The organism is Bosea sp. 124 (genome assembly GCF_003046175.1).
Taxonomy (GTDB): Bacteria; Pseudomonadota; Alphaproteobacteria; order Rhizobiales; family Beijerinckiaceae; genus Allobosea.
This window is the reverse complement of the sequence record NZ_PZZM01000001.1, coordinates 2,000,975-2,024,471: the sequence shown is the minus strand read 5'-3', so window position 1 is coordinate 2,024,471 and position 23,497 is coordinate 2,000,975. Positions and strand designations below refer to the sequence as shown.

Here is a 23,497-nt window from a genome sequence, read left to right as displayed (position 1 = left end):
CCGCTTTCCGGTCGCAGGATGGCGGCGGATCATTGTATGAAAGCCCATCGCGGCGGCGATCAGACCCACCGCGACGATGAGCCAGAGGAGCGGGCATGCGGCAGATCGACGAACTGGCGGCGTTGGCCGGGCGCCTTGCCGATACGGATGGCATTCACGAGACGGCGATCCCGCGCCTCGCGCTGATCCGCTCCAGCCGGCCGACCGAGCCCCTGCATGCGCTGCACGAGCCGGCGCTTTGCATCATCCTCCAGGGCCGCAAGCAGGTGATGCTGGGAGACCGTGTCTACCGCTATGACCGCAGCCAGTATCTGGTGGTGTCGGTTGATCTGCCGGTCGTCGGCCAGGTCCTCGAGGCGAGCCCCGAGCACCCCTATCTCTGCATTCGGCTCGATCTCGACCCGGTGCTGCTCGGCGCGATCATGCTGGAAGCTGGCGGCGATGGCATGGGCGGCAGCGATGCGGGGCCGGGTCTCGCCCTCAACCCGGTGGCGCCGGAACTGCTCGATGCGATGCTCCGGATGGTCCGGTTGCTGGAGACCCCGCGCGACATCGCGATTCTGGCCCCTCTCGCCGAGCGCGAAATCCTCTATCGCCTGATGACGGGCGAGCAGGCGGCGCGGCTGCGCCAGATCGCCACCGCCGAGAGCCGGCTGCAGCAGGTCAACCGGGCGATCGGCTGGATCAAGCGCAATTACGACAAGGCCTTCAGCGTCGAGGCCCTGGCGCAGGAAGCCCGCATGAGCCCGTCTGCCCTGCATCAGCATTTCAAGGCGGTGACGGCGATGAGCCCGCTGCAATACCAGAAGCAGCTACGCCTGCAGGAGGCCAGGCGGCTCATTCTCGGCACGGCGCTGGACGCGGCTTCCGCCGGCTTTCGCGTCGGCTATGAGAGCCCGTCGCAGTTCAGCCGGGAATATCGTCGCCTGTTCGGCGCTCCGCCCCTGCGCGATGCCGCCCGCCTGCGAGACGGCTCTGCCTTCGACATGGTTGGGGCCTGAACCGCTAAGCGGTTCAGGCCCCTAAAATGCGTCGTCTCGGTCAGATAGCCTGCGTCTCAGAACTCTTCCCATCCGGCGTCGCTGGCGCGGCTGTTGGCGACCTTGCGGGCCGGGGGGGTGGGCGCCGGCGTGGCGGACCTGACCCTGGCCGGCTGGGCCTTCGGCTGCACGAAGGCGGCCTCGGCGAGCTTGCGCAGGCGTTCCGGCTCGGAGGCGGCGGGGGCTGCTGCCGGTGGCGCCGGAGCCCGCGCCCGGGGCGCCTCGTCCGGCCCTGTCCTGAAGGCTGCGACGAGGTCGTTGAGCTGTCCGATGCGTCCCGAGAGCGAGCCGGCGGATGCGGCGCTCTGTTCGGCGAGGGCTGCGTTCTGCTGGGTCATCTCGTCGAGATGGGCGACGGCCTGGCTCATCTCGTCGATGCCGTTGGCCTGTTCGCCGGAGGCGGCCGAGATGTCGGCGATGGTGGCGGCGACCTTCTGCGAGTGGCTGAGGATCTGGCTGAGCTGGTCGCCGGCCTGGCGCACCAGCTTGACGCCCTCGCCGACCTCCATGTTGGACGACGAGATCAGGCCGGAGATGTCCTTGGCGGCGGCGCTGGAGCGCTGCGCCAGGGTGCGCACCTCCGAGGCGACGACGGCGAAGCCCTTGCCGGCATCGCCGGCCCGGGCTGCCTCGACGGCGGCGTTCAGCGCCAGCAGATTGGTCTGGAAGGCGATGTCGTCGATCACCCGGATGATGTCGGAGATCTTCTGCGAGGCGGTCTCGATGCGGGCCATGGCGTCGACCGCCTGGCCGGCGATGGCGCCACCCGACTGGGCCGCCTGCATCGCATCATTGGCGATCGCGGCGGCATCCCGCGAGGCCTGGGCCGAGGCCTTGACCGAGGCTGCGAGCTCCTCGGTGGTGGCGGCGGTCTCCTCCAGCGAGGAGGCCTGCTCCTCGGTGCGCTTCGACAGATCGTCGGCGCCCATGTTGATCTCGCGCGCCGCCAGCCCGACATCGGCCGAGGTCACCTGGATCGTGCGCACCGTCGAGGACAGGCGGTCCACCGTCTCGTTGATCGCGCCCTTGAGTTCGGCGAACTTGCCGCGATAGGCCGCATCGACCCGCACCGTCAGGTCGCCGCCCGCCACGGCCGACAGCGTCCGCGCGAACTCGCTCGTCGCCGAATCAACAACCGCGTTGATCTCGTTGATGCCGGCGACGAGCTTCTGCATCTGCTCGTCGGCCTGGTCGATCTGGAGCCTGGCCGAGAAGTCGCCGGCCGCAGCCGCTGCCACGACCTCGCCGACATCGGAGACCACGGCCTCCATCGACTGCGCCCGCGCCAGGCGCGCCGCCGCAGCAGTCCGCTCCTGCTCCTCAAGCGCGCGCACACGCTGGATATTGGCCTGGAAATCGCCGAGCGCATGGCTGATCGCGTCGATCTCGACCATGTTGACCTTGGCCGGGATCTTGGCATCGTCGGCGCCCGACAGCATCAGGCCGACCGAATTGGCCAGTTGGCCGAGGGGCCTGACCACGCCGCGATGGAACAGCAGGACGACCCCGACTACGACGCCGGTGACGACGAGGATGGCGAGGAGCGAGAGCACCAGCCGCCAGCCGGCGAGCGACAGGTCGGCGTCGATTTCGGCCCTCGCCTGCTCGAAGGCGGCATCGCGCATTTGCAGAATGGTCGCGAGCGACTTTTGCGTCCAGGCACGCCAGTCGGCGAGGCTTATGCCGGCCGGCTTGCCGTCGCGGGCGGCCTCATGCATTGCACCATAGGTCCGAGCCTCCTCGTCGCGGAAGCCGGTCTTGGCGGCCTCCAGCGCAGTCTTGAGCTGGGCCGTCGTCTGCATCTGCGCCAGGGCCTGGTCGATCAGCAGCCAGAGCTGCTCGATGCGCCCGCTGGAGCGGTCGACCTGGGACACTGCGATCGGCGTTAGCTTCACGCCGCTGCCGACAAATTGAGTGTAGTGAACCGAGCGGCTGCCGGCTGCCTCGCGCATCGTCGTCGCGAGCTCGCCGAGCGAGACGGTGTTGCTGACGTCGGGGTTGAGATTGCCAATGCGCGCGCCGATCTGGCGCTGCAGCGAGGATTGCTGGTTGAGCAGTTCGAGCACTGAGGCACTGAAGAGCTGTGACGCCTTGGGGTCGCGCTGCTCCAGGGGCTTGTTGCCTTCCGCCGTGGCGAGCTTGCGCGCCTCGGCCAGACGTTGGCCGATCTGGTTCACCGATCCCGCGAGGTCGGGACGCCTGGCGAAGGTGGTGGCCGCGAAGCCTTCCTGCATCTGCACGATGCGGGCATCGGTGTCACGGGCCGCCTGGGTGGCTGCGGCAGCGATCTTCCCGTCGGGATCGGCGGCCAGGACGACCTGCGTGATCGCGCCCCGTTCGATTGCGGCGCGCTCGATGACGCGGCTCACGGCGTCCGAGGCCACGACAAGGCTGCGGGTCTCGCGGGCCGTCGAAAGCGCCTGCATCTGGGTGTAGGCGACATAGCCGCTGGCAAGGATCGCCGCGCCGCCGGCCGCGATGGTGCAGATCAGGAAGTGCGTTACGCGCATGGCGTTTCTGTCCCTACGGCCGCCGCCTCGAATCCGGCATGCGGTCGTGCCGCTGACGCGCGGCGGGACCAGAAAGATGCTGGAGCGTTGTCAGAGAGACATAACGAACCGGCCGTTAACGTCACCTTTCAAACGGGGCATCAAAGGCGCTGGAATCAGAGGTTGAAGACCCTGTGCGGCACGAATTCGCCCTGCTCGACCGTGCCCGTGGCGATGAGGACACCAGCGGAGGTTGCGTAGACGGCTTGGCTCTCGACCGGCGCGTCGCGGCCACGCAGCAGCACGCTCTGGCCGCGTTTCAGCCGGAGCGCCGCGTCGCGATGGATCGCGATCTCCGGAATCAGCGAAAGCGCAGCCTTCACCGGCAGCAGCGCCGTCGCCGCTTGCTCGGGGCTCTCGCGCAACGTCTCGACGCTGGCCGCATCCGCGATGCGAAACGGGCCGACGCGGGTGCGCCGCAGATGCGCGACGTGGCCGAGGCAGCCGAGCGCCAGGCCGAGATCGCGCGCGATCGCCCGGACATAGGTGCCCTTGCCGCATTCGGCCTCGAAGGTCGTGGTCTCGGCCGAATGGGAGACGATGCGCAGCGCGTCGATCTCGACCGGACGCGCCTCCAGTACCACCTCCTCGCCCTCGCGGGCGAGATCATAGGCCCGCTCGCCGGCGATCTTGATGGCTGAGTATTTCGGCGGCACCTGGCTGATCGTGCCGGTGAAGCGCGGCAGCAGCGCCACGATCGAGGCCTCATCGGGGCGCTCGTCGGAGGTCGCGATGACCTTGCCTTCGGTATCGTCAGTATCGGTCTGGCTGCCCCAGGCGACAGTGAACTGATAGGCCTTGCGGCCGTCCATCACGAAAGGGACCGTCTTGGTCGCCTCGCCGAGCGCAATCGGCAGCAGGCCGGAGGCTAACGGATCGAGCGTGCCGGCATGGCCGGCTTTCTTGGCTGAGAAGGCGCGCTTGACGACCGCAACGGCGTGGGTCGAGGTCATGCCGACGGGCTTGTCGAGCACGACCCAGCCATGGACGTCGCGCTTCTTCGGCCGCGGCGCGAAGCTCTGTTCCTGCGGCGCGAGGACGTCCGGAGAAGTCGGTTCAGTCATCGTCCTGATCGTCCGGCTGGATTCTGAGGGGCTGCTTCAGGATGTCCTGGCGCACCTTGTCGGAATAGAGCAGCGCATCGATGTGCTCGGCCTCGGCGAAGCTCTCATCGGCCAGAAAACGGACATCGGGAGCGTATTTGGCGTTCACGCGATGGGCGATCTCGCCACGGATGTAGCGCTTGTGGTCGGTCAGTGCCTTGAGCACCGGCTTCACGTCGCCGCCGCCGAGCGGCATGATGTAGCAGGTCGCGAGCTTGAGGTCGGTCGACAGCCGCACCTCGGGCACGGTCACGACATGCTTGGCCAGTACCTCGTCATGGATGTCGCCGCGCGCAAGCATCTCCGCCAGCGCGTGCCGGATCAGTTCGGCGATACGCAACTGCCGCTGCGAGGGGCCGGATGTCTTTGAAGGTTTTGCCATGATTCTCGTTCTCCGGGATCGGACCGGATCAAACGTCACGGTCGGGCTTGACCCGACCATCTCTCGAAGGATGAGGCGCCAGACGCGCTCTTATCGTCACGAGATGGCCGGGCGAGCCCGGCCATGACGCGCTCTGCATTGGGGGAAGCGAAGCGCCTTACAGCGTCCGCTTGATCTCTTCGACGCGATAGCACTCGATCACGTCGCCCGGGCGCATGTCCTGGTAGTTCTCGAAGGACATGCCGCACTCCTGGCCCGCCACCACTTCCTTGGCGTCGTCCTTGAAGCGCTTGAGCTGGGCGAGCTTGCCCTCATGGACCACGACATTGTCGCGGATCAGGCGGACATTCGCGCCACGCTCGATCGTGCCGTCGGTGACGCGGCAGCCGGCGATCTTGCCGACCTTCGAGACCGCGAAGATCTCGAGGATTTGCGCGTTGCCGAGCATGGTTTCGCGCAGCGTCGGGGCCAGCAGGCCCGACATCGCCGCCTTCACGTCATCCACGAGGTTGTAGATGATGTTGTAGTAGCGGATTTCGACGCCGGCCCGTTCGGCCGCCTCGCGCGCTTCCTTGTGGGCACGCACGTTGAAGCCGATCACGGCCGCGCCCGAAGCCTGGGCCAGCGTGATGTCGGATTCGGTGATACCGCCGACGCCCGACTGCAGCACGCGGGCGCGCACCTCGTCGTTGCCGACTTTCTCCAAGGTTCCGACGATGGCTTCCACCGAGCCCTGCACGTCGCCCTTGACGACGAGCGGGAATTCCTTGCGGCCGGCGCCTTCCTTAAGGTCGCGCATCATGTCGGCGAGCGAACGGCCCGCCGCCGATCCACCGCCACGAGCGGCGATGCGGTCGCGCTTCTGGCGCTCGCGGTAATCGGTGATCTCGCGGGCGCGGGCCTCGGATTCGACCACCGCGACGCGGTCGCCGGCCTCGGGCGTGCCGTTGAAGCCGAGCACCTCGACCGGAAGCGAGGGTGGGGCCTCCTTGATATGAGCCCCGGTGTCGCCGATCAGGGCGCGCACGCGGCCCCATTCGGAGCCCGCCACGACGATGTCGCCCGTGCGCAGCGTGCCGCGCTGGACGAGAACCGTCGCGACAGGGCCACGACCACGGTCGAGCTTGGCCTCAATCACGGTACCTTCGGCCGGCCGGTCGGGATTGGCCTTCAGGTCGAGCAGTTCGGCCTGCAGCGCAATGGCTTCCAGCAGCTTGTCGAGATTCTGGCCGGTCTTGGCCGAGACCTCGATCTCCAGTGTCTCGCCGCCGAGCGTCTCGACCTGGATCTCGTATTGCAGCAGCTCGGAACGGACCCGATCGGGGTTCGCATCGGGCTTGTCGATCTTGTTGATCGCCACGATCAGGGGCACGCCGGCCGCCTTGGCGTGGTTGATGGCCTCGACCGTCTGCGGCATGACGCCGTCATCGGCCGCGACCACCAGCACCACGACGTCCGTGACCTTCGCACCACGGGCGCGCATCGCCGTGAAGGCGGCGTGGCCGGGCGTGTCGATGAAGGTCACCTTGGCGCCGGACGGTGTCAGAACCTGATAGGCGCCGATATGCTGGGTGATGCCGCCGGCCTCGCCAGTGACGACATGCGTCTGGCGGATCGCGTCGAGCAGCGAGGTCTTGCCGTGATCGACATGACCCATGATCGTGACGACGGCCGGGCGCGAGGTCAGCGCATCGTCGGTGTCGGGTGTGTCGAACAGACCGCCTTCGACGTCGGAATCGGCGACGCGCTTGACGGTGTGGCCCATTTCCTCGGCCACGAGCTGGGCGGTATCGGCATCGATCACATCCGTGATCTTGTGCATCGCACCCTGCTTCATCAGCAGGCGGATGACGTCGACGCCGCGCTCCGACATGCGGTTGGCGAGTTCCTGGATGGTGATCGTCTCGGGAACGATCACCTCGCGCATCACGCGCTCCTTGGCGACGTCCGAAGCACGGTGCCCGGTCATGCGCTGGACGCGGCGGCGGAAGGCCGCGACCGAACGGGTCCGCTCGTCGTCGCCGCCGGTGGCGGTCGACAGCGTCAGGCGGCCGCGCGGCTTCTCGCCGACCTTGGGAGTCTTGGGAGCCGGAACAGGCGCGCCGCGGGGCGGGCCGCCCGCGCCGCCGCCAGGGCGGCGGAAGGCGGGCCGTGCCTCACCGTCATCCGGCCGGCTGCGCGGCGCGGTCGTGGACGGCGCCTGGCGGGTCGGGCGGGTGATGGCGGGCTCGGCCGGGGCCGTCGTATCGACGGGGCGCGGCGGGCGCGGCGTATCGAGACGCGGCGGCCGCGAGTCGAGGCGTGGCGGCCGTGCGCCGACATCGCGCATCGGGGTGCGCGGCGCAAAATCGGGGCGCGGACCGGAGGGCGCGGGCCGCGGCGAAGGGGCATAGGCGGGAGCGGCCGCCGCGGGGGCGGAGCTCTCGGCCTGCTGCGGGGCCGGCGTGAACTCACGCGGCGCCTGCACCGGGCGCGGAGCCTGCGGTTCGTCCATCCGCTGGCGCGCGGTGCTTTCGGCACGGCGCTTGCGGTCTTCTTCCTGACGGCGACGCTCTTCTTCCTCACGCTGGCGGGCGAGGGCGGATTCGCGCTCCTGCCGCTCGCGTTCGAGAATCTGCGCACGCTGGCGGGCTTCGTCCTCGGCGATACGGCGGGCTTCGGCCTCGCGGCTGCGCGAGTCGGTCAGGGCGCGCTGACGGGCGTCCTTCTCGTCCTCGGACAGGGTGCGCAGCAGCATGCCGGAAGAGGGACGCGGCGGTGTCGGCGGCGCCGGAGGCACCGGGCGGGGAGCCGCCTGCTGGACCTGCGGGGCGGGCGCGCGGGCAACCGGCTGCTCCTTGACCTCGGTGCCGGCGACGCGCCGCTTGACCTCGACGACCACCTGCTTGGAGCGCCCATGCGAAAAGCTCTGCCGAACAGTGCTCTGCTCGACAGGACGCTTCAGCGTCAGGGTCTTCGGGGGGCTGACGGTCAAGGTCTTGTCGCCCGGGGTCTTGGTATCGCTCATTCTGTGCTCGGTCCTGCCGCGTTCGGTCCAGCCGGTTCGGTCGTTCGTTGGTCTACGGAATCGTCGTCGATGGAGTCGGAGAAAGCCGGCTCATCCGGGTGGATTGCACCGGCATCGTCCGTCCGGTAGCGGACGAGCCGACGCCAGCGGGAGAGGAAACCCTCGGCCGCCGGTCCCGGAGCAAGCGCCGCATGTATCACATGTGTCCGGCCCAACGCCAATTCCAAATCTATGCCCGCGAAAATTGCCACGACGGGCACTCTTCGCGGCTTGAGGCCGGCCTCCTCGCGGGCGAGCTCCGCCCTCCGGAGTGCCTGCCCGATCTTGCGACGGCCGTCCTCGGCGCCGTCGCTGGCCTCGATCACCGCCGCGCAGCGGCCGGAGCCGATCACCGCCTCGACCTTGGCGAAACCGGCCTGAACCAGTCCTGCCTTGTTCGACATCGCCAGCGCCTGCTGCGCATCCTTCAGCATCAGGGTGTCGATCATCGCAACCAAATCGGGCGGTATGACGACCTTGGCCTTGAGCGAGCGCTCGAAGGCCCGGCGCTTGATCGCCTCGGCCACCGTCGCGGCGCTGAGGCTCGCCCAGACGCCGCGTCCCGGCAGCTTGCGCCGCAGATCCGGCACCAGCACGCCATCGGGACCGATGACGAAACGGATCAGATCGTCCGGCGCCTTGACCGTCCTCGTGACGACGCAGCTCCGCTCCGGACCATCCTTGCGATCCAGGCGCGTCTCGCGCGCGCCACGCGCCGCGGCCGCTTTCATCGCCGCCGTCCGGCTCAGGCCTCGGCCGTTTCGCCATCGGCCGGAAGCCCGGCCTCCTCAGGCTCTTCGGCCGGTGCCTCGATCCAGCCGGCCAGGACGCGGGCGGCCATGATGATTGCCTCCGCATCCTGCCGGGACAGGTCGAAACCGTCGAGATAACCGGAATGGCGGGTGGTCTCGCCGTCCTTGCGTTCGGTCCAGCCGATCAGGTCGTCGGTGGCGCAGCCGGCGAGGTCCTCGACGCTCTTCACGTCGTTCTCGCCCAGTGCCACCATCATCGAGGTGGTGATCCCGGCGACCTCGCGCAAGGCGTCTTCCACGCCGAGCGCACGCCGCTTCTCGTCGAACTCGGCCTCGACAGCCGCGAGATAGTCCTGCGCGCGAGACTGGATCTCTGCGCCGGTGTCCTCGTCGAAGCCCTCGATCGAGGCCAGCTCGGAGGGGTCGACATAGGCGACCTCCTCGACGGTCCGGAAGCCTTCCGAGGCAAGGAGCTGGCCGACCGTCTCGTCGACGTTCAGCGCGTTCATGAAGATCTCGGTGCGGGCCAGGAACTCCTTCTGGCGGCGCTCCGATTCCTCGGCCTCGGTCAGGATGTCGATGTCCCAGCCGGTGAGCTGCGAGGCGAGGCGGACATTCTGGCCGCGCCGGCCGATGGCGAGCGAGAGCTGCTCGTCGGGCACCACGACCTCGATCTTGTCGGCCTCCTCGTCGAGCACGACCTTGGCGACTTCCGCCGGCTGCAGCGCATTGACGACGAAGGTCGCGACGTCCGGCGACCACGGGATGATGTCGATCTTCTCGCCCTGCAGTTCGCCGACGACGGCCTGCACGCGCGATCCCCTCATGCCGACGCAGGCGCCGACCGGGTCGATCGAGGAATCGCGGGAAATCACCGCGATCTTGGCGCGCGAGCCCGGATCGCGGGCGACCGCCTTGACCTCGACGATCCCGTCATAGATCTCCGGCACTTCCTGGCCGAACAGCTTGGCCATGAACTGCGGATGCGTGCGGGACAGGAAGATCTGCGGGCCGCGCGGCTCGCGGCGCACGTCGTAGACATAGGCGCGGGCGCGGTCGCCGACCTTGAAGGTCTCGCGCGGGATCATCTCGTCGCGGCGGATGATCGCCTCGCCACGGCCGAGATCGACGAAGACGTTGCCGTATTCGACGCGCTTGACCGCGCCGTTGACGATCTCGCCGATGCGATCCTTGTACTCGTCATATTGCCGGTCGCGTTCGGCCTCGCGCACCTTCTGCACGATCACCTGCTTGGCCGACTGCGCCGCGATGCGGCCGAAATCGAAGGGCGGCAGCGGATCGGCGATGACGTCGCCGACCTGGGCCGCCGGATTGTGGCGCTTGGCCTCGTCGAGCGTGATCTCGACGGCGCCGTTCTCGACCTGCTCGACCACCTGGAGGTGGCGGGCGAGCCGCAGCTCGCCGGTCTTGGTGTTGATCTCGGCATGGACGTCGGTCTCGGCGCCGTAGCGCGAGCGTGCCGCCTTGGCGATCGCGTCCTGCATCGCATCGACGACGATCTGCCGGTCGATGGATTTCTCGCGGGCGACCGCGTCGGCGATCTGCAGCAGTTCGAGCCTGTTGGCGCTGACGACCATGACGCTCACTCCTCTTCGTTCGTGTCTTGCGGATCAGGTCCGCGCTTCTTGTCCGGATCAGGCTTTTTATCAGGACGAGGCCCGAGAGATTTGCCGCGACCCTTCTTGGGGGTGGCGATCTCGTCGGCCGCCGGCATTTCAGGCGGCAGGCCCGCCTTGCCGCGGCGCAGCGACTCGGTGACCAGCGCATCGGTCAGCACGAGGCGGGCATCGGCGATCAACGTCATCGGGATCGCGACGTCGCGCTCCTCGGTCGACTTGGCATCGTCGCGGGAGAGCAGCGCATTGCTGCCCTCGACGCCGCGCAGGATGCCGCGAAAGCGCTTGCGGCCGGCGACGAGCTGTTCGGTGTCGATTTTGGCGAGATGCCCGGCCCAGCGCTCGAAATCACTCGCCCGCACCAGCGGCCGGTCGATCCCCGGCGATGACACTTCGAGATGATACGCCGCCTGGATGGGATCGTCGACGTCGAGCGCCGGCGAGACTGCCTGGCTGACGGCTTCGCAGCCCTCGACATTCATCGTGCCGTCGGGCTTCTCGGCCATGATCTGAACGGTGCAGCCGTTCTGGGCAGAGACGCGCACGCGCACCAGCCGGTAGCCGAGATCGGCGATGGCAGGCTCGACAATGACCGCGATGCGCGCGGCGACGCCCGTCTCGACGACGAGGCGCGGCTCTGAAAGATCGTTATTCGCTGTCGGCTCGTTCATGCCTGGGCTGCCGGCTCCAACCATTATCGGAACATGATGCCGCTGGCTGTTACGGGCCGTCATGCTCCAGTCCCGGCTGGGCTGCGGCCAATAAAAAAGAGCGGGCCGGCAGGCCCGCTCTTGATCATCGGCTGATACCGAAACCAGAGCTGTTGGCCTGCTATTTAGTCCGCCTTGGCCGCGCATGCAAGCGTTCTTGGCCGATGCGGACCATGGCGGAGCTTTTCCGCCGCCGCTAACCCGCTGGTCATCCTTCTGCGTCATGGTCGGGCGCTACGCGTTGTTTGGGGATGCGGTATGAGTTCTGTCAGTACGCTGTTGCGTGATCTCGAGACGACGATGCTGCGCGGCTCGACCGACGATCGCGCCCAGATCGTGTCGCGCCTGACCGATCTTTTCCTGAGCACGGCCTCGGTCATGGACGAGGACCAGGTCGGCATTTTCGACGTCGTCATCGGGCGGCTCTCGCGTGCCATCGAGCTCAGGGCCCGCATCGAGCTCTCGGAGCGGCTCGCTCCCGTCCCGAACGCGCCGACCGGGGTCGTGCGTCAACTGGCGCTCGACGAGATCGCGGTGGCGCGGCCGGTGCTGGTCGGCTCCAGCCGCCTGACCGATCAGGACCTCGTCGCGATCTCGGCGGCCAAGGGTCGCGATCACATGCTGGCGATCACGGAGCGGCCGGATCTCGGCGAGCCGGTGACCGATTTTCTGATCCTGCGCGGCGGCCGGGTCGTGACCCACGCCATCGCGGCCAATCATACCGCCCGCTTCTCCCATCACGGCATGGGCGTCCTCGTCATGCGCGCGGTCCAGGACGATGCGTTGCAGACGGCGCTCGGCGCGAGGCGTGACATTCCGGCGGAACTCGCCGGCCAGCTCATGGCCGCGGCGAAGAACTCTGCCCGCCGCCGTCTGACCGCGAGCCTCGAGCCCGGCCTGGCCGGCGCGGTCGATGGCGCGGTCGAGCGGGGTGCGCAGGCAGTTGCCGCCCAGGCGCAGATCCAGGGTGATCTCGGTGCGGTGAATGAGGCGCTGGTCGAGATCAACCGTCTGAACGAGGCCGGCGAGCTCGACGAGAGCAAGGTCGCGAGCTTTGCCACGGCGGGCGCGACCGAGCATGCCATCTGCGCCGTCGCCGCTCTCGCCCAGCTCGGGCTGCCGGCAACGGAACAGATCATCCTCGGCTCGGACCGGGACGCGGTGCTGCTCGTCGCCCGGGGGCTCGGCTGGTCGTGGGAGACCGCAGCCGCGCTGATCGGCCTGCGCAAGGATTTCGGCAAATCGGCGCCGGCGGTTGAGCGCGCCCGCCAGCACTTCCGCAACCTCGCCCAGCCGACCGCCCAGCGCGTTCTCGGCTTCCTCAGGATGCGCGACGCGCAGCAGTGAGATAGCTCGGGACCCGGCCCGCCGCGACGGCCTTGGCCTCGTAGCGGGTGCGGATCCAGCCGGGATAGGGCTGGCGCCAGTCGTCCGCGCGTGTATCCGTCCAGTCGAAATCGGGTGATCGCGCCAGTCGCGCCAGCGTCCAGCCGACATAATCGTCGATGTCGCTGGCGAAGCGGAAACGGCCGCCGTCGCGCAAGGCGCGCGCAAACAGGGCCAGCGTCCGGTCCGAGACGAAGCGGCGCTTGCGCTGGCGTCGCTTCGGCCACGGATCGGGATAGAGCAGGTCGATCGCGTCGAGCGAGCCAGCGGGCAGACGCGGCAGCATCAGCGCCGCATCGCCATCCCAGATCCGGATATTGGTCAGGCCCTCGCGTTCGATTACGGCGAGGAACTTCGCCATGCCGTTGATGAAGGGTTCGACGCCGATGAATCCGATCTCGGGGCTCTCGCGCATGCGGGAGAGGAGATGCTCGCCGCCGCCGAAGCCGATTTCCAGCCGCACGGCCGTCACCGTCTGCGGAAACAGCGCCGCCAGCCCGGCGATCTCGCCCTCCGGCAGCCGCAGTCGCGGCAGCACGGTGTCGATCATCGCGTTCTGGCCTTCGCGCAGCGCCTTGCCCTTGCGCCGGCCAAAAAAGGCGCGGTCGGGGTCGTAATCGTTCGTCATGAGCTGTCTTTGCGAGGGAATGCGGTCTTTGATAGGAAATGACGGCGCTTGTAGCGCAAGCGCCCAAAAGAAAAAGGCCGGAGCGCAGGCCCCGGCCTTTCTCAAAGAGTTCGCGATCCGGGGATCAGGCGACGGCCTTCTTCAGCGCGTCGACCAGGTCGGTCTTCTCCCAGGAGAAGCTGCCGTCGCGGCCGGCCTTGCGGCCGAAATGGCCATAGGCCGCCGATTTGGCATAGATCGGCTTGTTGAGCTGGAGATGCGTGCGGATGCCGCGCGGGGTCAGGTCCATGACCTCGCCCAGAACCGCCTCGAGCTTGGCCTCGTCGACCTTGCCGGTGCCGTGCAGGTCGACATAGATCGACAGCGGCTTGGCGACACCGATGGCATAGGAGAGCTGGATCGTGCAGCGCTCGGCGAGCTTGGCCGCGACCACGTTCTTGGCGAGGTAGCGGGCGGCATAAGCCGCCGAGCGGTCGACCTTGGTCGGATCCTTGCCCGAGAAGGCGCCGCCGCCATGCGGGGCCGCGCCGCCATAGGTGTCGACGATGATCTTGCGGCCGGTCAGGCCGGCGTCGCCGTCAGGACCGCCGATCACGAACTTGCCCGTCGGATTGACGTGCCAGACGGTGTCCTTGCTGATCCAGCCCTCCGGCAGCGTCGCGCGGATGTAGGGCTCGACGATCTTGCGGACATCGGCCGAGGTCAGGCTCTCGTCGATATGCTGGGTCGAGAGCACGATCTGCGTCACGCCGACCGGCTTGCCGTTCTCGTACTTGACCGTGACCTGGCTCTTGGCGTCGGGGCCGAGCTTGGCGGCGGCGCCGTCCTTGGCGTGGCGGGCCTTGGCCAGCACTTCGAGGATCTTGTGGGCGTAGTAGATCGGCGCCGGCATCAGCTCGGGCGTCTCGCGGCAGGCATAGCCGAACATGATGCCCTGGTCGCCGGCGCCTTCGTCCTTGTTGCCGGAGGCGTCGACGCCCTGGGCGATATCCGCCGACTGGGCGTGCAGCAGCACGTCGATCTTGCACTTCTTCCAGTGGAAGCCGTCCTGCTCGTAGCCGATCGCCTTGATCGCCTTGCGCGCGGCCGACTTGACCTTGCTCTTCATCGCCTTCTCGTCGAGCGAGGTGCGGACCTCGCCGGCGATGACGACGCGGTTGGTCGTCGCCAGCGTCTCGCAGGCGACACGCACCTGGGCGGCGTCCATGCCGGACTTGGCGGCTTCCTTGAAGAACAGGTCCACGACCTCGTCGGAGATCCGGTCGCAGATCTTGTCGGGATGGCCTTCGCCGACGGATTCGCTGGTGAACAGGTAATTCTGGCGTGACACGGTCGGTCTGCCCTTTTGCAGGCGTGAGACGGGAGACCGGCTCGGAAACGGGGCCGATCGACGGAAACGGCCATCCTCTTTGCAGTGGACGCGTTCGCCGTCAAGCACGGCAATCCGTTTATCGGGAGCTTCGTTCGTCAGGACGAACGAAATTTGCGCTGAATCAGGCGTTTCCGCCGTCTTCCTCGGCCAGCGACTCGACGAGGTCGATGATCCGGCGCCTCACCTTGCCGTTCTTGATGCGGACGAAGGCCTTGGTCAGCTGCACGCCCTCGCTGCTCGCCATGAAATCGGAAACATAGGCGCTTGAGGCGGCGTCGGAGAACCCGCCCGTCGGCATGTCGCCGGTCGGCGCGCCTTCGAAGAAGAACGACACCGGCACATCGAGCATCTTGGCGATTTGCTGCAGCCGGCTCGCGCTGATGCGGTTCGAGCCCTTCTCGTATTTCTGCACCTGCTGGAAGGTCAGTCCCAATGCGTCCCCGAGCTTCTCCTGGCTGACCCCGGCGAGCATGCGGCGCATGCGCACGCGGCTGCCGACATGGCGGTCGATCGGGTTCGGGATTTTCTTCAGCATGAATGACAGCCTTGGCTCGGGAGCGCCGCCCCGGATGCATTAGCTCCGAAGGCCGCATAGTCAATTGGTTTGAGACGACGACGGACCCGACGTTACCCAATCTGCCAAGAAGTTCCAAATGGGATTAACGGTGCGGCAGCAGACGCGACAGAAGCAAGAATCCTGCAAGCAGGGCCGCGTAGATCAGATCGCCGAACCGGGCGTAAGGCGTGGCGGGCCCGGCGCGCGGCAGGCCCGCGTCGAGCACCCCTTCTGTGCCGAGCGCCAGGCTTGCGATGATCCGGCCATGCCCGTCGGCCACCGCCGAGATTCCGGTGTTGGCGACGCGAACCAGCGGCAGCCCCTCCTCGATCGCCCGCAACCGCGCCTGGGCGAAATGCTGGTAAGGGCCGCTGGTCTGGCCGAACCAGCCGTCATTGGTCAGGTTGAGCAGAAATCCGGCGCGTGGCCCCTGCGGGGCGACGTCGCCGGGAAAGATCACCTCGTAGCAGATCAACGGGGCTGCCGGCGGCAGACCGCGGATCGAAAGCGGCAGCCGCCGCGTGCCCGATGCGAAGCCGCCCGGTACGGACACGAACTCGGACAGGCCGAGGCTGCGGATGAGCCGTTCGAGCAGCCCCGGCAGATACTCGCCGAACGGCACGAGATGGATCTTGTCGTAGCTCGAGACGATGGTGCCTTCGTCATCCACGACCTGGATGGAATTGAAGATCGGTGGTCGGCTCTCGCCGGGAAGGGCCTCGCCCGCCCGCGCAGCGCCGGTGATCAGCGTCGTGTTCGGCGGCAGCAGCGCTGCGATCCGCGAGAGCGCCTGCGGCGTGCGCCCGAGCAGGAAGGGGAACGCCGATTCCGGCCAGATCAGATGGGTGACGGCCTGGACGCCGGGCGTGGCCGGGCTCGTCGCCCGGTCGCTCAGCGCCAGATACTGGTTCAGGATCGCCTCGCCGTTGCGCGCACTGAACTTGGCGTCCTGCGGCAGATTGGGCTGCATCAGCCGCAGCTTGACCCCCGCAACCAGCGGCGTTGGCCCCGTTGGCACGCGCCAGAACCCGAAACCGATTAGTCCGGCCAGGACGATCAGCGCCGTGAGCGGCGCGCGCCAGCGGCCGGCGCCACTCTCCGCGGTTCCCAGCGTCGCTGGCGCCGCGCCGATCGCGACCGCGAGCAGCGTCAGCCCGTAGAGGCCGCCGATCGAGGCGAATTGCGCGATATGGGCCTGCCCGGCCAGCATCATCCCGTAGATGTTCCAGGGGAAGCCGGTCAGCACATGGCCCCGCAGCCATTCGCTGAGCGAGAGCGCGACGGCCAGAACCAGGATGCGTCCGGCCCCCGCAGGCCAGGCGAGCCGGGCGCAGCCGAAGGCCAGCGCCGGGAAAAAGGCGAGAAAGGTCGGCAGCGCCACGACGCCGAGCGGCATGGCCCAGGCGAACTTGTCGGCTTCGACCAGGAAGGCGGCGCCGAGCCACCAGAGCCCGGCGAGGAAGAAACCGAAGCCCCACCACCAGCCGACCGCCATTGCGGCGCGGAAGCGCCCGGCCATGCTCGTGCCGACGGCGCCGTCGATCAGCCAGACCGCGATCGTCATCGGCACGACGATCAGCGGCCAGAGGTCGAGCGGCGGCAGGGCGAGCGCGCCGCTGGCGCCAGCCGCGAGCGCGATCAGTCGCTTGCGCCAGCCCCAGGCGAGGATGACGCTGTCGGCCAGCGCGGGAAGGCGCATCAATCGGGCTCCGCCGGGGCGGTGGTCTCGGGCGCCGACGGCGCGCGCTGGTGGATGCTCAGGCGCTTCACCCGCCGCTGGTCGGCCTCGATGATCTCGAAGCTGAGCCCCTCCGGGCCTTCGATGACCTCGCCCTGGGCCGGGACATGGCCGGCGAGCGTCACGATCAGCCCGCCCAGCGTATCGACGTCGCCGGCGACCGGGCTGTCGGAGAGGTCGATCCCGGTTGCTTCCTTGAGCTCTTCCAGGGTTGCGCGGGCATCGGCGGTGAAGCGGCCTTCGCCGGCTGCGGTGATCGCTGGCGCTTCCTCGAGATCGTGCTCGTCCTCGATGTCGCCGACGACGATTTCGATCAGGTTCTCGATCGTGATCAGCCCGTCCGTGCCGCCATACTCGTCGATCACCAGCGCGATATGCGTCCGCGTTGCCTGCATCCGCACCAGCAGGTCGACCGCCGGCATCGAGGGCGGCACATAGAGCACCGGGCGCAGGATCTTGGACTCGGCCAGCGTCATTCGCAGATCGACGGCGGAAAGATCGTGGAAGGCCGGCTCGGAGAGGCCGGGCGTGACCTCGGCCTTGGCCTGGCCCGCGATGAACTCGAGGAAGTCCCGGATATGGACCATGCCGCGCGGGTCGTCGAGCGAATCGTCGAAGACGGGCAGGCGCGAATGACCCGCCGTCCGGAACAGAGCCAGGACCTCGTCGAGCGTCGCGTCGGCCGGGACGGCGATGATGTCGGCGCGCGGGATCATGACGTCGCCGACACGGCGTTCGCGCAGGCTGAGCACGTTGGAGAGCATCGCGCGCTCCTGGGCGCTGAGGTCCGCGAGCTGTCCGCTGCCCTGCGCCAGGGCTTCGGTGATGTCCTCGCGGATCGTGCCGCTGCCGCGCAGGCCGAGCCTGTCGAGGAACTGGCTGAGCCAATGGGAGAGGCCGCGCCCGGCGGCCTCGGTCTGTCGACTGTCGTCGCTCATGATCTTGGGAGGTGGTCCGGTGTTGCGGCTTGCGGAGAAGTCGGGGAAGGGGCCTGCGTGCGCGCGATCAGCTCGCCGCCGGCATAGGGGTCGGCGATGCCGAGTCGGGCGAGCGCTGCGATCTCGAGCCCTTCCATGCGCTGGGCCTCGGCTTCGGTCTCATGGTCCTCGCCGAGCAGATGCAGCAGGCCGTGAATCACGAGATGGCTGAAATGGTCGACAAGGCTCTTGTCCTCGGCCTGAGCCTCGCGCTCGACGGTCTCATAGGCGATGACGATGTCGCCGAGGATCGGGCTGGTCGCGATCCGCTCGGGCGGCGCGGCCGGGAAGGACAGCACGTTCGTCGCCTTGTCGAAGCCGCGCCAGTCGCGGTTGACGATACGGATGCGCCTGTCGTCGGTCAGGAGCAGGCTGAGTTCGGCGCCGTCGCAGGGCTGCACCGGCGCGACGGCCAGAGCGGCCTCGACCGCCAGCCTGACTCGTGCGCGCAGGGCGGCGAGGTCGCCGAGCGCGCGCCACTGGCGCGACTGGGCCCTGAGCGCCATCACAGGCGCGGCCGGTTTGGTCTTGGGGCGCGGCGCCGGACGCCGCGCGCGAGGTCGGTCGGTCATCGCGGGCGCTCCCGCGACAGGGTGCGCTTCAGCCCTTCGGTCTCGCTTTCGATCGGGGCCTGCGGCTCGGGCACGGCGGCGCGCATCCGCTCCTCCCGTTCCTCGCGCTCGCGGCGCGACGCGCTCTCATATGCCATGACGATGCGGCGCACGAGGTCGTGGCGGACGACGTCGCCTTCCTCGAACTTGGCATAGCCGACGCCCTCGACGCCCGACAGCAGACGAACCGCCTCGATCAGCCCCGAGCGCTGGCCCGGCGGCAGGTCGATCTGCGTTGGATCGCCGGTGATGATCATGCGCGAGCCTTCGCCGAGGCGGGTCAGGAACATCTTCATCTGCACAGAAGTCGCGTTCTGCGCCTCGTCGAGCAGCACCACGGCGTTGGTCAGCGTGCGCCCGCGCATGAAGGCGAGCGGCGCGATCTCGATCATGCCGGTCTGCAGCGCGCGCTCGACATGGCGCGCCTCCATGAAGTCGTTCAGCGCGTCGTAGATCGGCCTGAGATACGGATCGACCTTCTCGCGCATGTCGCCGGGCAGGAAGCCGAGCCGCTCGCCGGCTTCGACTGCAGGGCGGGACAGCACCATGCGCTCGACCACGCCCTGCTCGATCAGCGAGACGGCGTGACCGACTGCGAGCCAGGTCTTGCCGGTGCCGGCCGGGCCTTCGGCGAGAACGAGCTCGTTGCGCTTGAGCTGGCGCAGATAGGCGTCCTGCGCCGCATTCCGCGCCCTGACGGGACCGCGCTTTCGCGTCACGATCGCGTCGAACGAGGCCTTGCCCGTATCGGCGGCCGGGAAGAGCGAGCGCTGGACATTGCTCTCCTCGATCGCGCCGTCGACCTCGCCCAGCGTCACGGGAGCACCGGCCTTGGCGCGCGTATAGAGCGTCTTCAGCACGCGCCCGGCCTGTTCGGCGGTCTCGCGCGGCCCCTTGATGGTGACATGGTTGCCGTTCGGGCTGATCACGACGCCGAGCCGGCGCTCGATATGCGCCAGATTCTGGTCGTAGTGCCCGAAGACCAGGCTCGCCAGACGGTTGTCGTCGAAGGAGAGCAGGACTTCGGTCGCCGGCAACCCGTCGCGGGCGAGGGCATCCATCGGGGCGGGCGCGAGATCGCGCCGCGTTCCGCGTTCCGGTCTCGGATTCGTCGAGTCAGCCTGTGCCAAAAGCGTCGTCTCCCTGGCGCCTGTTCCGGCCGGACAGGAGCGTGAGGCCGGGTCGTTGAGCGGATCGGTCGTCGTTATCAGCGGGCGTGCCGGTTTCAGCCTGATGACAGGCCGTGACGGCGGCGAGCGGCGGGGCCGCATTTTGTGTCGGGATGGCGTTCACGCGGCCATCTCCTTCGAGGATGGCTCTTGCTCTGTCGAGGACAGCGCCTGTGCCGAGGGCGCAGGCGCGCCGGCCTTGCGGCCGAAGAGCGAGTTGGAGCCCGCCCGCTCGATCACCACCTGCACCCGGTCGCCGATCTGATTCGCCTCCGTCTCGATCTGCACAGCCTGAAGGTAGGGCGATTTTCCCGCAAGCTGTCCCGGATGACGCCCGGCCCGTTCCAGCAGAACCTCGACGGTGCGCCCGACCATCGCATGGTTGAAGGCCTGCCGGTGATGCTCGATGCGCGCCTGCAGGCGATAGAGCCGCTCGTCCATCACGGCGGCCGGAACCTGCCCACCGAGATCGGCGGCGGGCGTGCCGGGACGCGCCGAGTACTTGAAGGAATAGCTCGAAGCGAAACCGATTTCGTCGACGAGTGCGATCGTATCCTCGAAATCGGCGTCGCTCTCGCCCGGAAAGCCGACGATGAAGTCCGACGACAGGGCGATGTCGGGCCGGGCCTCGCGGATGCGGCCGATCAGCCTGCGGTATTCGTCGGCGCTGTGCTTGCGGTTCATCGCGGCGAGAATGCGGTCCGAGCCCGCCTGCACCGGCAGATGCAGGAACGGCATCACCTGCGGCAGATCGCGATGGGCGGCGATCAGGTCGTCGTCCATGTCGCGCGGGTGGCTCGTGCTGTAGCGGATGCGGGCGATGCCCGGCACCTCGGCGACACGGTGCATCAGCCGCGCCAGGCCCCAGACCCGCCCGTCCTGCCCCTCGCCATGATAGGCGTTGACGTTCTGGCCGATCAACGTGACGTCCTGTACGCCCGATGCCGCCAGCCGCTCGATCTCGGCCATGATCTGGGCCACCGGCCGCGAGAACTCGGCGCCGCGGGTATAGGGCACGACGCAGAAGGCGCAGAACTTGTCGCAGCCCTCCTGCACGGTGACGAAGGCGGAAATGCCGCGCTGGCGGATGGCCTGCGGCTTCGGCGCCGGCAGATGGCCGAACTTGTCGTCGACCGGCAGGTCGGTATCGACGATGCGCCTGGCGCGCGCCTGCTCCAGCAGCTCCGGCAGCCGGTGATAGGCCTGCGGGCCGACGACGAGATCGACGGCGGGCTGGCGCCGCTGGATCTCGGCACCCTCCGCCTGCGCGACGCAGCCGGCGACGACGATGCGGGTGTCCTGGCCCTCGGCCTTCTGCGCGTTCTTGATGTCCCGCAGCTTGCCGAGCTCGGTATAGACCTTCTGCACCGCGCGCTCGCGGATATGGCAGGTGTTCAGCAGGATCAGGTCGGCGCCTTCCGGCGTCGCTGTTTCCTCGAAGCCCTGCTCGCCCAGGATGTCGGCCATGCGCTGGCCGTCATAGACGTTCATCTGGCAGCCGAAGGACTTGATGTGGACTTTCTTCATCGCGCCGGGTCTGGTCTCCAAACCGTCTCCTTACTCCGGATCACGTCCCGAGGAAACGCCCGGCCGCCTGATCCTTCGATCAAGCAATGCCCGGGCCATCGCGCCGGTCGATGCCGTGCTCGGCCTCACGCCAAGGGCCGCCCGCTCACCGTCTCCTGCCGGGCCTTGCGGATCGCGGCCTCGGCCTGCCGCGTCGCCTCCTTGCGCGAGGTCTTGCGCCCCATCGCGATCGGCTCGCCCCAGGCGAGTTCGACATCGATCGCGCCGACCTCGAGGACCGTCCTGAGATGGGGCGCGAGCTCGGTGTCGCCATACCAGGCCAGCGCCGTGCGCTCGACCCGCCCGCCCGCCATGCCGTGGAAGCCGGTATAGCTGATCGCCAGCGGATAGACCGCGATGTCGCCGTCGCCGTCCGGGTCGCCCGCACCCTTGCCGAGCGCCTCATGCGCCGCGCCCAGCAGCGAGGACCGCAGCGGCAGGATGCGCGTGCCGTCGCCGGTCGTACCTTCGGCGAAGAGCACGACGGCCTCCCCGGCCGAAAGGCGCGCGCCCATCTGCGCTGCGACATCGGCCGTCGCCGCGCGGCGCGAGCGGTCGATGAAGACGGTGCGCTGCAGCCTTGCGAGGAAGCCGATCACCGGCCAGCCCGCCACCTCGCTCTTCGCGACGAAGCAGACCGGCCTCTCGGCGCCGAGCACGGAGATATCGAGCCAGGACACGTGGTTGGCGACGATCAGCCCGCTGCTGCCGGATGGCGGCGGCGTGCCCCGGACGTGCCGCCGCACACCGAGGCAGCGGCAGGTGATGCGGTGGAACAGCCGCGGGATGACGGCGCCATGCGCCGGCGCCAGCCGGGCGACGAGAAGCTGTGCCGGCAGCAGCGCGGCCGTGCTCAGCGACAGAAGCGACAGCCGCAGGATCGCGCCGGCGCGCAGGCCCTTCATGTCCGCGCCTCCCCGCTCACGCGAGATCGAGCCGCATCGCGACCGCCGTGGCCCGGCTGCCGTCGGGCTTCGGGTAGTAGCCCTTGCGGCGGCCGACCTCGCGGAAGCCGAGATGCCGGTAGAGCCGCTCGGCTGCGACATTCCCCTCCTCGACCTCGAGGAAGACCTGCGCGACGCCGCTGCCGGCCAGCCGCGAGAGATGCGCGCCGAGCAGGCTCGCCGCCAATCCGTTTCGGCGATGCCCGGGCGCAATCACGATCGAGAGAATTTCGGCCTCGTCGGCCGCCTTGCGCGACATCACGAAACCGGTCGGTTGCGACGCCTGCCCCGGAAAGACGCCGTCGGTCGCAACGCTCGCATCCGCCAGCAGCGCCGCGCATTCGCCGGGCTCCCAGCCTCGCGCGAAGCCGCCCTGGCCATGCAGCGCCGCGACGTCGCGGGCGTGGCGCGCGTCGAGATGGCCGGTCCGCGCCGGGCTCGCATGGGGGTGTAGCAGTCGACGCAGCCAGTCCATGGCGCTTGATGGCACAGCCGCGCCGGCTGGCAAGTCCTGTTGCGTTATTCGCAGGGTCGCATCGCCTTGTCCGCGCACGTCGTCGCACCTTGTCGGGCCGCTGCCGGAGCTCTTTGCTTGTGCAGCGGCTTTCCCGAAAACCGCATGCCACTTTTCGGGCCGATGCTCTAGCGACGCGGCAGGCGGGCGCGGTCCTGCGGCGTCGTCTCCGGCGCCTTGAGATAGAGTGGGCGCGGCGGCGCCGAATCCGGATCGGCGATCATGCCGAGCCGCGCTACCCAGGTCACGTCCGGGGCCCGCGAATCGTCGATCACCAGCGCATCGAGCCCGATCGCCCAGGCTTCGTTCGCCACGGGAAGCGCAGCCGATCCGACCAGACTGACCGGCCCGGCGCCGATGGCACGAGCCGCATCGCGATAGCTGACCTGGCGCAGCGCCACGATCTGTCGGCCTTCCGAACTCAGCGCCTGAAACCAGACCTGGCCGTGCCTGGCATCGAGTGCGGCCGCGATCACGCGACCGGTCTCGCGTCCGACCAGCGGCGCGGCGCAGGCGGCCAGCGTGGTGACGCCGACCGCAGGGATGCCGGCGGCGAGCGCGATGGCGCGGGCCGCACTGACGCCGACGCGAAGGCCGGTATAGCTGCCGGGGCCGACGGTCACCGCGACACGGTCGAGCGAGGAGAAGCCGCCTTCGACCGCGTTCATGACGCGCTCGATCAGCGGCATCAGCGCCTCGGCATGGCCGCGTTCCATCGCGATCTGCTCGATCGCGAGCGGCTCGGGACGGCCGGCTTCGAGCACGCAGGCCGAACAGGCGCCGAGCGCGGTGTCGATCGCGAGGATGCGCATCAGGT

Annotated in this window: 20 protein-coding genes; 2 read left to right on the top strand and 18 right to left on the bottom strand. The window is 68.6% G+C overall.

Translation table 11 applies throughout. The features are described from left to right. Positions 1 to 95 precede the first annotated feature (95 nt). Positions 96 to 1,001, top strand: coding sequence for an AraC family transcriptional regulator (locus C8D03_RS09445; protein ID WP_108046033.1), 906 nt, complete (start codon positions 96 to 98; stop codon positions 999 to 1,001). A 56-nt stretch (positions 1,002 to 1,057) separates the two neighbouring features. Here C8D03_RS09445 and C8D03_RS09440 read toward each other — a convergent pair whose 3' ends face one another. The 7 genes from C8D03_RS09440 to rimP form a co-directional block, all read right to left on the bottom strand. Beyond that, the gene (locus tag C8D03_RS09440) at positions 1,058 to 3,550 is read right to left on the bottom strand and encodes a methyl-accepting chemotaxis protein (protein ID WP_108046032.1); all 2,493 of its coding nucleotides are present in this window, start codon (positions 3,548 to 3,550) and stop codon (positions 1,058 to 1,060) included. 155 nt (positions 3,551 to 3,705) lie between these two features. Further along, a complete protein-coding gene (gene truB / locus C8D03_RS09435) occupies positions 3,706 to 4,653 on the bottom strand; it encodes a tRNA pseudouridine(55) synthase TruB (RefSeq protein WP_108046031.1) in 948 nt (315 codons plus the stop codon). Then, positions 4,646 to 5,074: a 30S ribosome-binding factor RbfA gene (gene rbfA, locus C8D03_RS09430; RefSeq protein ID WP_108046030.1), complete on the bottom strand. Its 429-nt coding sequence runs from the start codon at positions 5,072 to 5,074 to the stop codon at positions 4,646 to 4,648. The genes truB and rbfA overlap by 8 nt, the downstream gene beginning before the upstream one ends. 157 nt (positions 5,075 to 5,231) lie before the next feature. After that, positions 5,232 to 8,081, bottom strand: coding sequence for a translation initiation factor IF-2 (gene infB, locus C8D03_RS09425; protein ID WP_108046029.1), 2,850 nt, complete (start codon positions 8,079 to 8,081; stop codon positions 5,232 to 5,234). After that, positions 8,078 to 8,851: an RNA-binding protein gene (locus C8D03_RS09420; RefSeq protein WP_108046028.1), complete on the bottom strand. Its 774-nt coding sequence runs from the start codon at positions 8,849 to 8,851 to the stop codon at positions 8,078 to 8,080. Before C8D03_RS09420 ends, infB begins: the two co-directional genes overlap by 4 nt. A gap of 14 nt (positions 8,852 to 8,865) precedes the next feature. After that, the gene (nusA, locus tag C8D03_RS09415; RefSeq protein ID WP_108046027.1) at positions 8,866 to 10,470 is read right to left on the bottom strand and encodes a transcription termination factor NusA; all 1,605 of its coding nucleotides are present in this window, start codon (positions 10,468 to 10,470) and stop codon (positions 8,866 to 8,868) included. A gap of 5 nt (positions 10,471 to 10,475) precedes the next feature. After that, the gene (gene rimP, locus C8D03_RS09410) at positions 10,476 to 11,444 is read right to left on the bottom strand and encodes a ribosome maturation factor RimP (RefSeq protein ID WP_465246436.1); all 969 of its coding nucleotides are present in this window, start codon (positions 11,442 to 11,444) and stop codon (positions 10,476 to 10,478) included. A 33-nt stretch (positions 11,445 to 11,477) separates the two neighbouring features. Here rimP and C8D03_RS09405 point away from each other — a divergent pair, with 33 nt between their 5' ends. Continuing rightward, positions 11,478 to 12,566 carry a DUF2336 domain-containing protein gene (locus C8D03_RS09405; protein ID WP_108046025.1) on the top strand — a complete coding sequence of 363 codons (1,089 nt, stop codon included), beginning with the start codon at positions 11,478 to 11,480 and terminating at the stop codon, positions 12,564 to 12,566. Here the strand turns inward: C8D03_RS09405 and trmB are convergent. The 11 genes from trmB to tsaB form a co-directional block, all read right to left on the bottom strand. Beyond that, on the bottom strand, positions 12,541 to 13,233 hold the full coding sequence (gene trmB / locus C8D03_RS09400; protein WP_108046024.1) for a tRNA (guanine(46)-N(7))-methyltransferase TrmB: 693 nt from the start codon (positions 13,231 to 13,233) through the stop codon (positions 12,541 to 12,543). The two genes, C8D03_RS09405 and trmB, sit on opposite strands and share 26 nt — an antisense overlap. A gap of 124 nt (positions 13,234 to 13,357) precedes the next feature. Beyond that, complete coding sequence (gene metK / locus C8D03_RS09395; protein WP_108046023.1) at positions 13,358 to 14,563, bottom strand: methionine adenosyltransferase; 1,206 nt, start codon at positions 14,561 to 14,563, stop codon at positions 13,358 to 13,360. Positions 14,564 to 14,726: 163 nt separating this feature from the next. Beyond that, positions 14,727 to 15,140, bottom strand: coding sequence for a helix-turn-helix domain-containing protein (locus tag C8D03_RS09390; protein WP_108046022.1), 414 nt, complete (start codon positions 15,138 to 15,140; stop codon positions 14,727 to 14,729). Between the two features lie 124 nt (positions 15,141 to 15,264). Continuing rightward, positions 15,265 to 16,860, bottom strand: coding sequence for an apolipoprotein N-acyltransferase (lnt, locus tag C8D03_RS09385; RefSeq protein ID WP_108046021.1), 1,596 nt, complete (start codon positions 16,858 to 16,860; stop codon positions 15,265 to 15,267). Beyond that, positions 16,860 to 17,837 carry a hemolysin family protein gene (locus tag C8D03_RS09380; RefSeq protein ID WP_108046020.1) on the bottom strand — a complete coding sequence of 326 codons (978 nt, stop codon included), beginning with the start codon at positions 17,835 to 17,837 and terminating at the stop codon, positions 16,860 to 16,862. Before C8D03_RS09380 ends, lnt begins: the two co-directional genes overlap by 1 nt. Beyond that, entirely contained in the window at positions 17,834 to 18,448 is a 615-nt protein-coding gene (gene ybeY, locus C8D03_RS09375) for an rRNA maturation RNase YbeY (protein WP_348981697.1), read from the bottom strand. Before ybeY ends, C8D03_RS09380 begins: the two co-directional genes overlap by 4 nt. Further along, positions 18,445 to 19,548, bottom strand: coding sequence for a PhoH family protein (locus C8D03_RS09370; protein ID WP_108046019.1), 1,104 nt, complete (start codon positions 19,546 to 19,548; stop codon positions 18,445 to 18,447). Before C8D03_RS09370 ends, ybeY begins: the two co-directional genes overlap by 4 nt. Before the next feature lie 228 nt (positions 19,549 to 19,776). Then, positions 19,777 to 21,183 carry a tRNA (N6-isopentenyl adenosine(37)-C2)-methylthiotransferase MiaB gene (gene miaB, locus C8D03_RS09365; RefSeq protein WP_108046018.1) on the bottom strand — a complete coding sequence of 469 codons (1,407 nt, stop codon included), beginning with the start codon at positions 21,181 to 21,183 and terminating at the stop codon, positions 19,777 to 19,779. Positions 21,184 to 21,308: 125 nt separating this feature from the next. Next, positions 21,309 to 22,127 (bottom strand): lysophospholipid acyltransferase family protein, encoded by an 819-nt coding sequence (locus C8D03_RS09360; RefSeq protein ID WP_108046017.1) that lies wholly within the window; start codon positions 22,125 to 22,127, stop codon positions 21,309 to 21,311. A gap of 16 nt (positions 22,128 to 22,143) precedes the next feature. Next, positions 22,144 to 22,641 carry a GNAT family N-acetyltransferase gene (locus C8D03_RS09355; protein WP_108046016.1) on the bottom strand — a complete coding sequence of 166 codons (498 nt, stop codon included), beginning with the start codon at positions 22,639 to 22,641 and terminating at the stop codon, positions 22,144 to 22,146. A gap of 167 nt (positions 22,642 to 22,808) precedes the next feature. After that, a complete protein-coding gene (gene tsaB / locus C8D03_RS09350; protein ID WP_108046015.1) occupies positions 22,809 to 23,492 on the bottom strand; it encodes a tRNA (adenosine(37)-N6)-threonylcarbamoyltransferase complex dimerization subunit type 1 TsaB in 684 nt (227 codons plus the stop codon). Positions 23,493 to 23,497: the final 5 nt, after the last annotated feature.

Bases quoted from the DNA above. Each gene is read 5' to 3' on its own strand.
- C8D03_RS09445 (WP_108046033.1), top strand. From the start codon at position 96: ATGCGGCAGATCGACGAACTGGCGGCGTTGGCCGGGCGCCTTGCCGAT.
- C8D03_RS09440 (WP_108046032.1), bottom strand. From the start codon at position 3,550: ATGCGCGTAACGCACTTCCTGATCTGCACCATCGCGGCCGGCGGCGCG.
- truB (WP_108046031.1), bottom strand. From the start codon at position 4,653: ATGACTGAACCGACTTCTCCGGACGTCCTCGCGCCGCAGGAACAGAGC.
- rbfA (WP_108046030.1), bottom strand. From the start codon at position 5,074: ATGGCAAAACCTTCAAAGACATCCGGCCCCTCGCAGCGGCAGTTGCGT.
- infB (WP_108046029.1), bottom strand. From the start codon at position 8,081: ATGAGCGATACCAAGACCCCGGGCGACAAGACCTTGACCGTCAGCCCC.
- C8D03_RS09420 (WP_108046028.1), bottom strand. From the start codon at position 8,851: ATGAAAGCGGCCGCGGCGCGTGGCGCGCGCGAGACGCGCCTGGATCGC.
- nusA (WP_108046027.1), bottom strand. From the start codon at position 10,470: ATGGTCGTCAGCGCCAACAGGCTCGAACTGCTGCAGATCGCCGACGCG.
- rimP (WP_465246436.1), bottom strand. From the start codon at position 11,444: ATGACGCAGAAGGATGACCAGCGGGTTAGCGGCGGCGGAAAAGCTCCG.
- C8D03_RS09405 (WP_108046025.1), top strand. From the start codon at position 11,478: ATGAGTTCTGTCAGTACGCTGTTGCGTGATCTCGAGACGACGATGCTG.
- trmB (WP_108046024.1), bottom strand. From the start codon at position 13,233: ATGACGAACGATTACGACCCCGACCGCGCCTTTTTTGGCCGGCGCAAG.
- C8D03_RS09390 (WP_108046022.1), bottom strand. From the start codon at position 15,140: ATGCTGAAGAAAATCCCGAACCCGATCGACCGCCATGTCGGCAGCCGC.
- lnt (WP_108046021.1), bottom strand. From the start codon at position 16,860: ATGCGCCTTCCCGCGCTGGCCGACAGCGTCATCCTCGCCTGGGGCTGG.
- C8D03_RS09380 (WP_108046020.1), bottom strand. From the start codon at position 17,837: ATGAGCGACGACAGTCGACAGACCGAGGCCGCCGGGCGCGGCCTCTCC.
- ybeY (WP_348981697.1), bottom strand. From the start codon at position 18,448: ATGACCGACCGACCTCGCGCGCGGCGTCCGGCGCCGCGCCCCAAGACC.
- C8D03_RS09370 (WP_108046019.1), bottom strand. From the start codon at position 19,548: ATGGATGCCCTCGCCCGCGACGGGTTGCCGGCGACCGAAGTCCTGCTC.
- miaB (WP_108046018.1), bottom strand. From the start codon at position 21,183: ATGAAGAAAGTCCACATCAAGTCCTTCGGCTGCCAGATGAACGTCTAT.
- C8D03_RS09360 (WP_108046017.1), bottom strand. From the start codon at position 22,127: ATGAAGGGCCTGCGCGCCGGCGCGATCCTGCGGCTGTCGCTTCTGTCG.
- C8D03_RS09355 (WP_108046016.1), bottom strand. From the start codon at position 22,641: ATGGACTGGCTGCGTCGACTGCTACACCCCCATGCGAGCCCGGCGCGG.
- tsaB (WP_108046015.1), bottom strand. From the start codon at position 23,492: ATGCGCATCCTCGCGATCGACACCGCGCTCGGCGCCTGTTCGGCCTGC.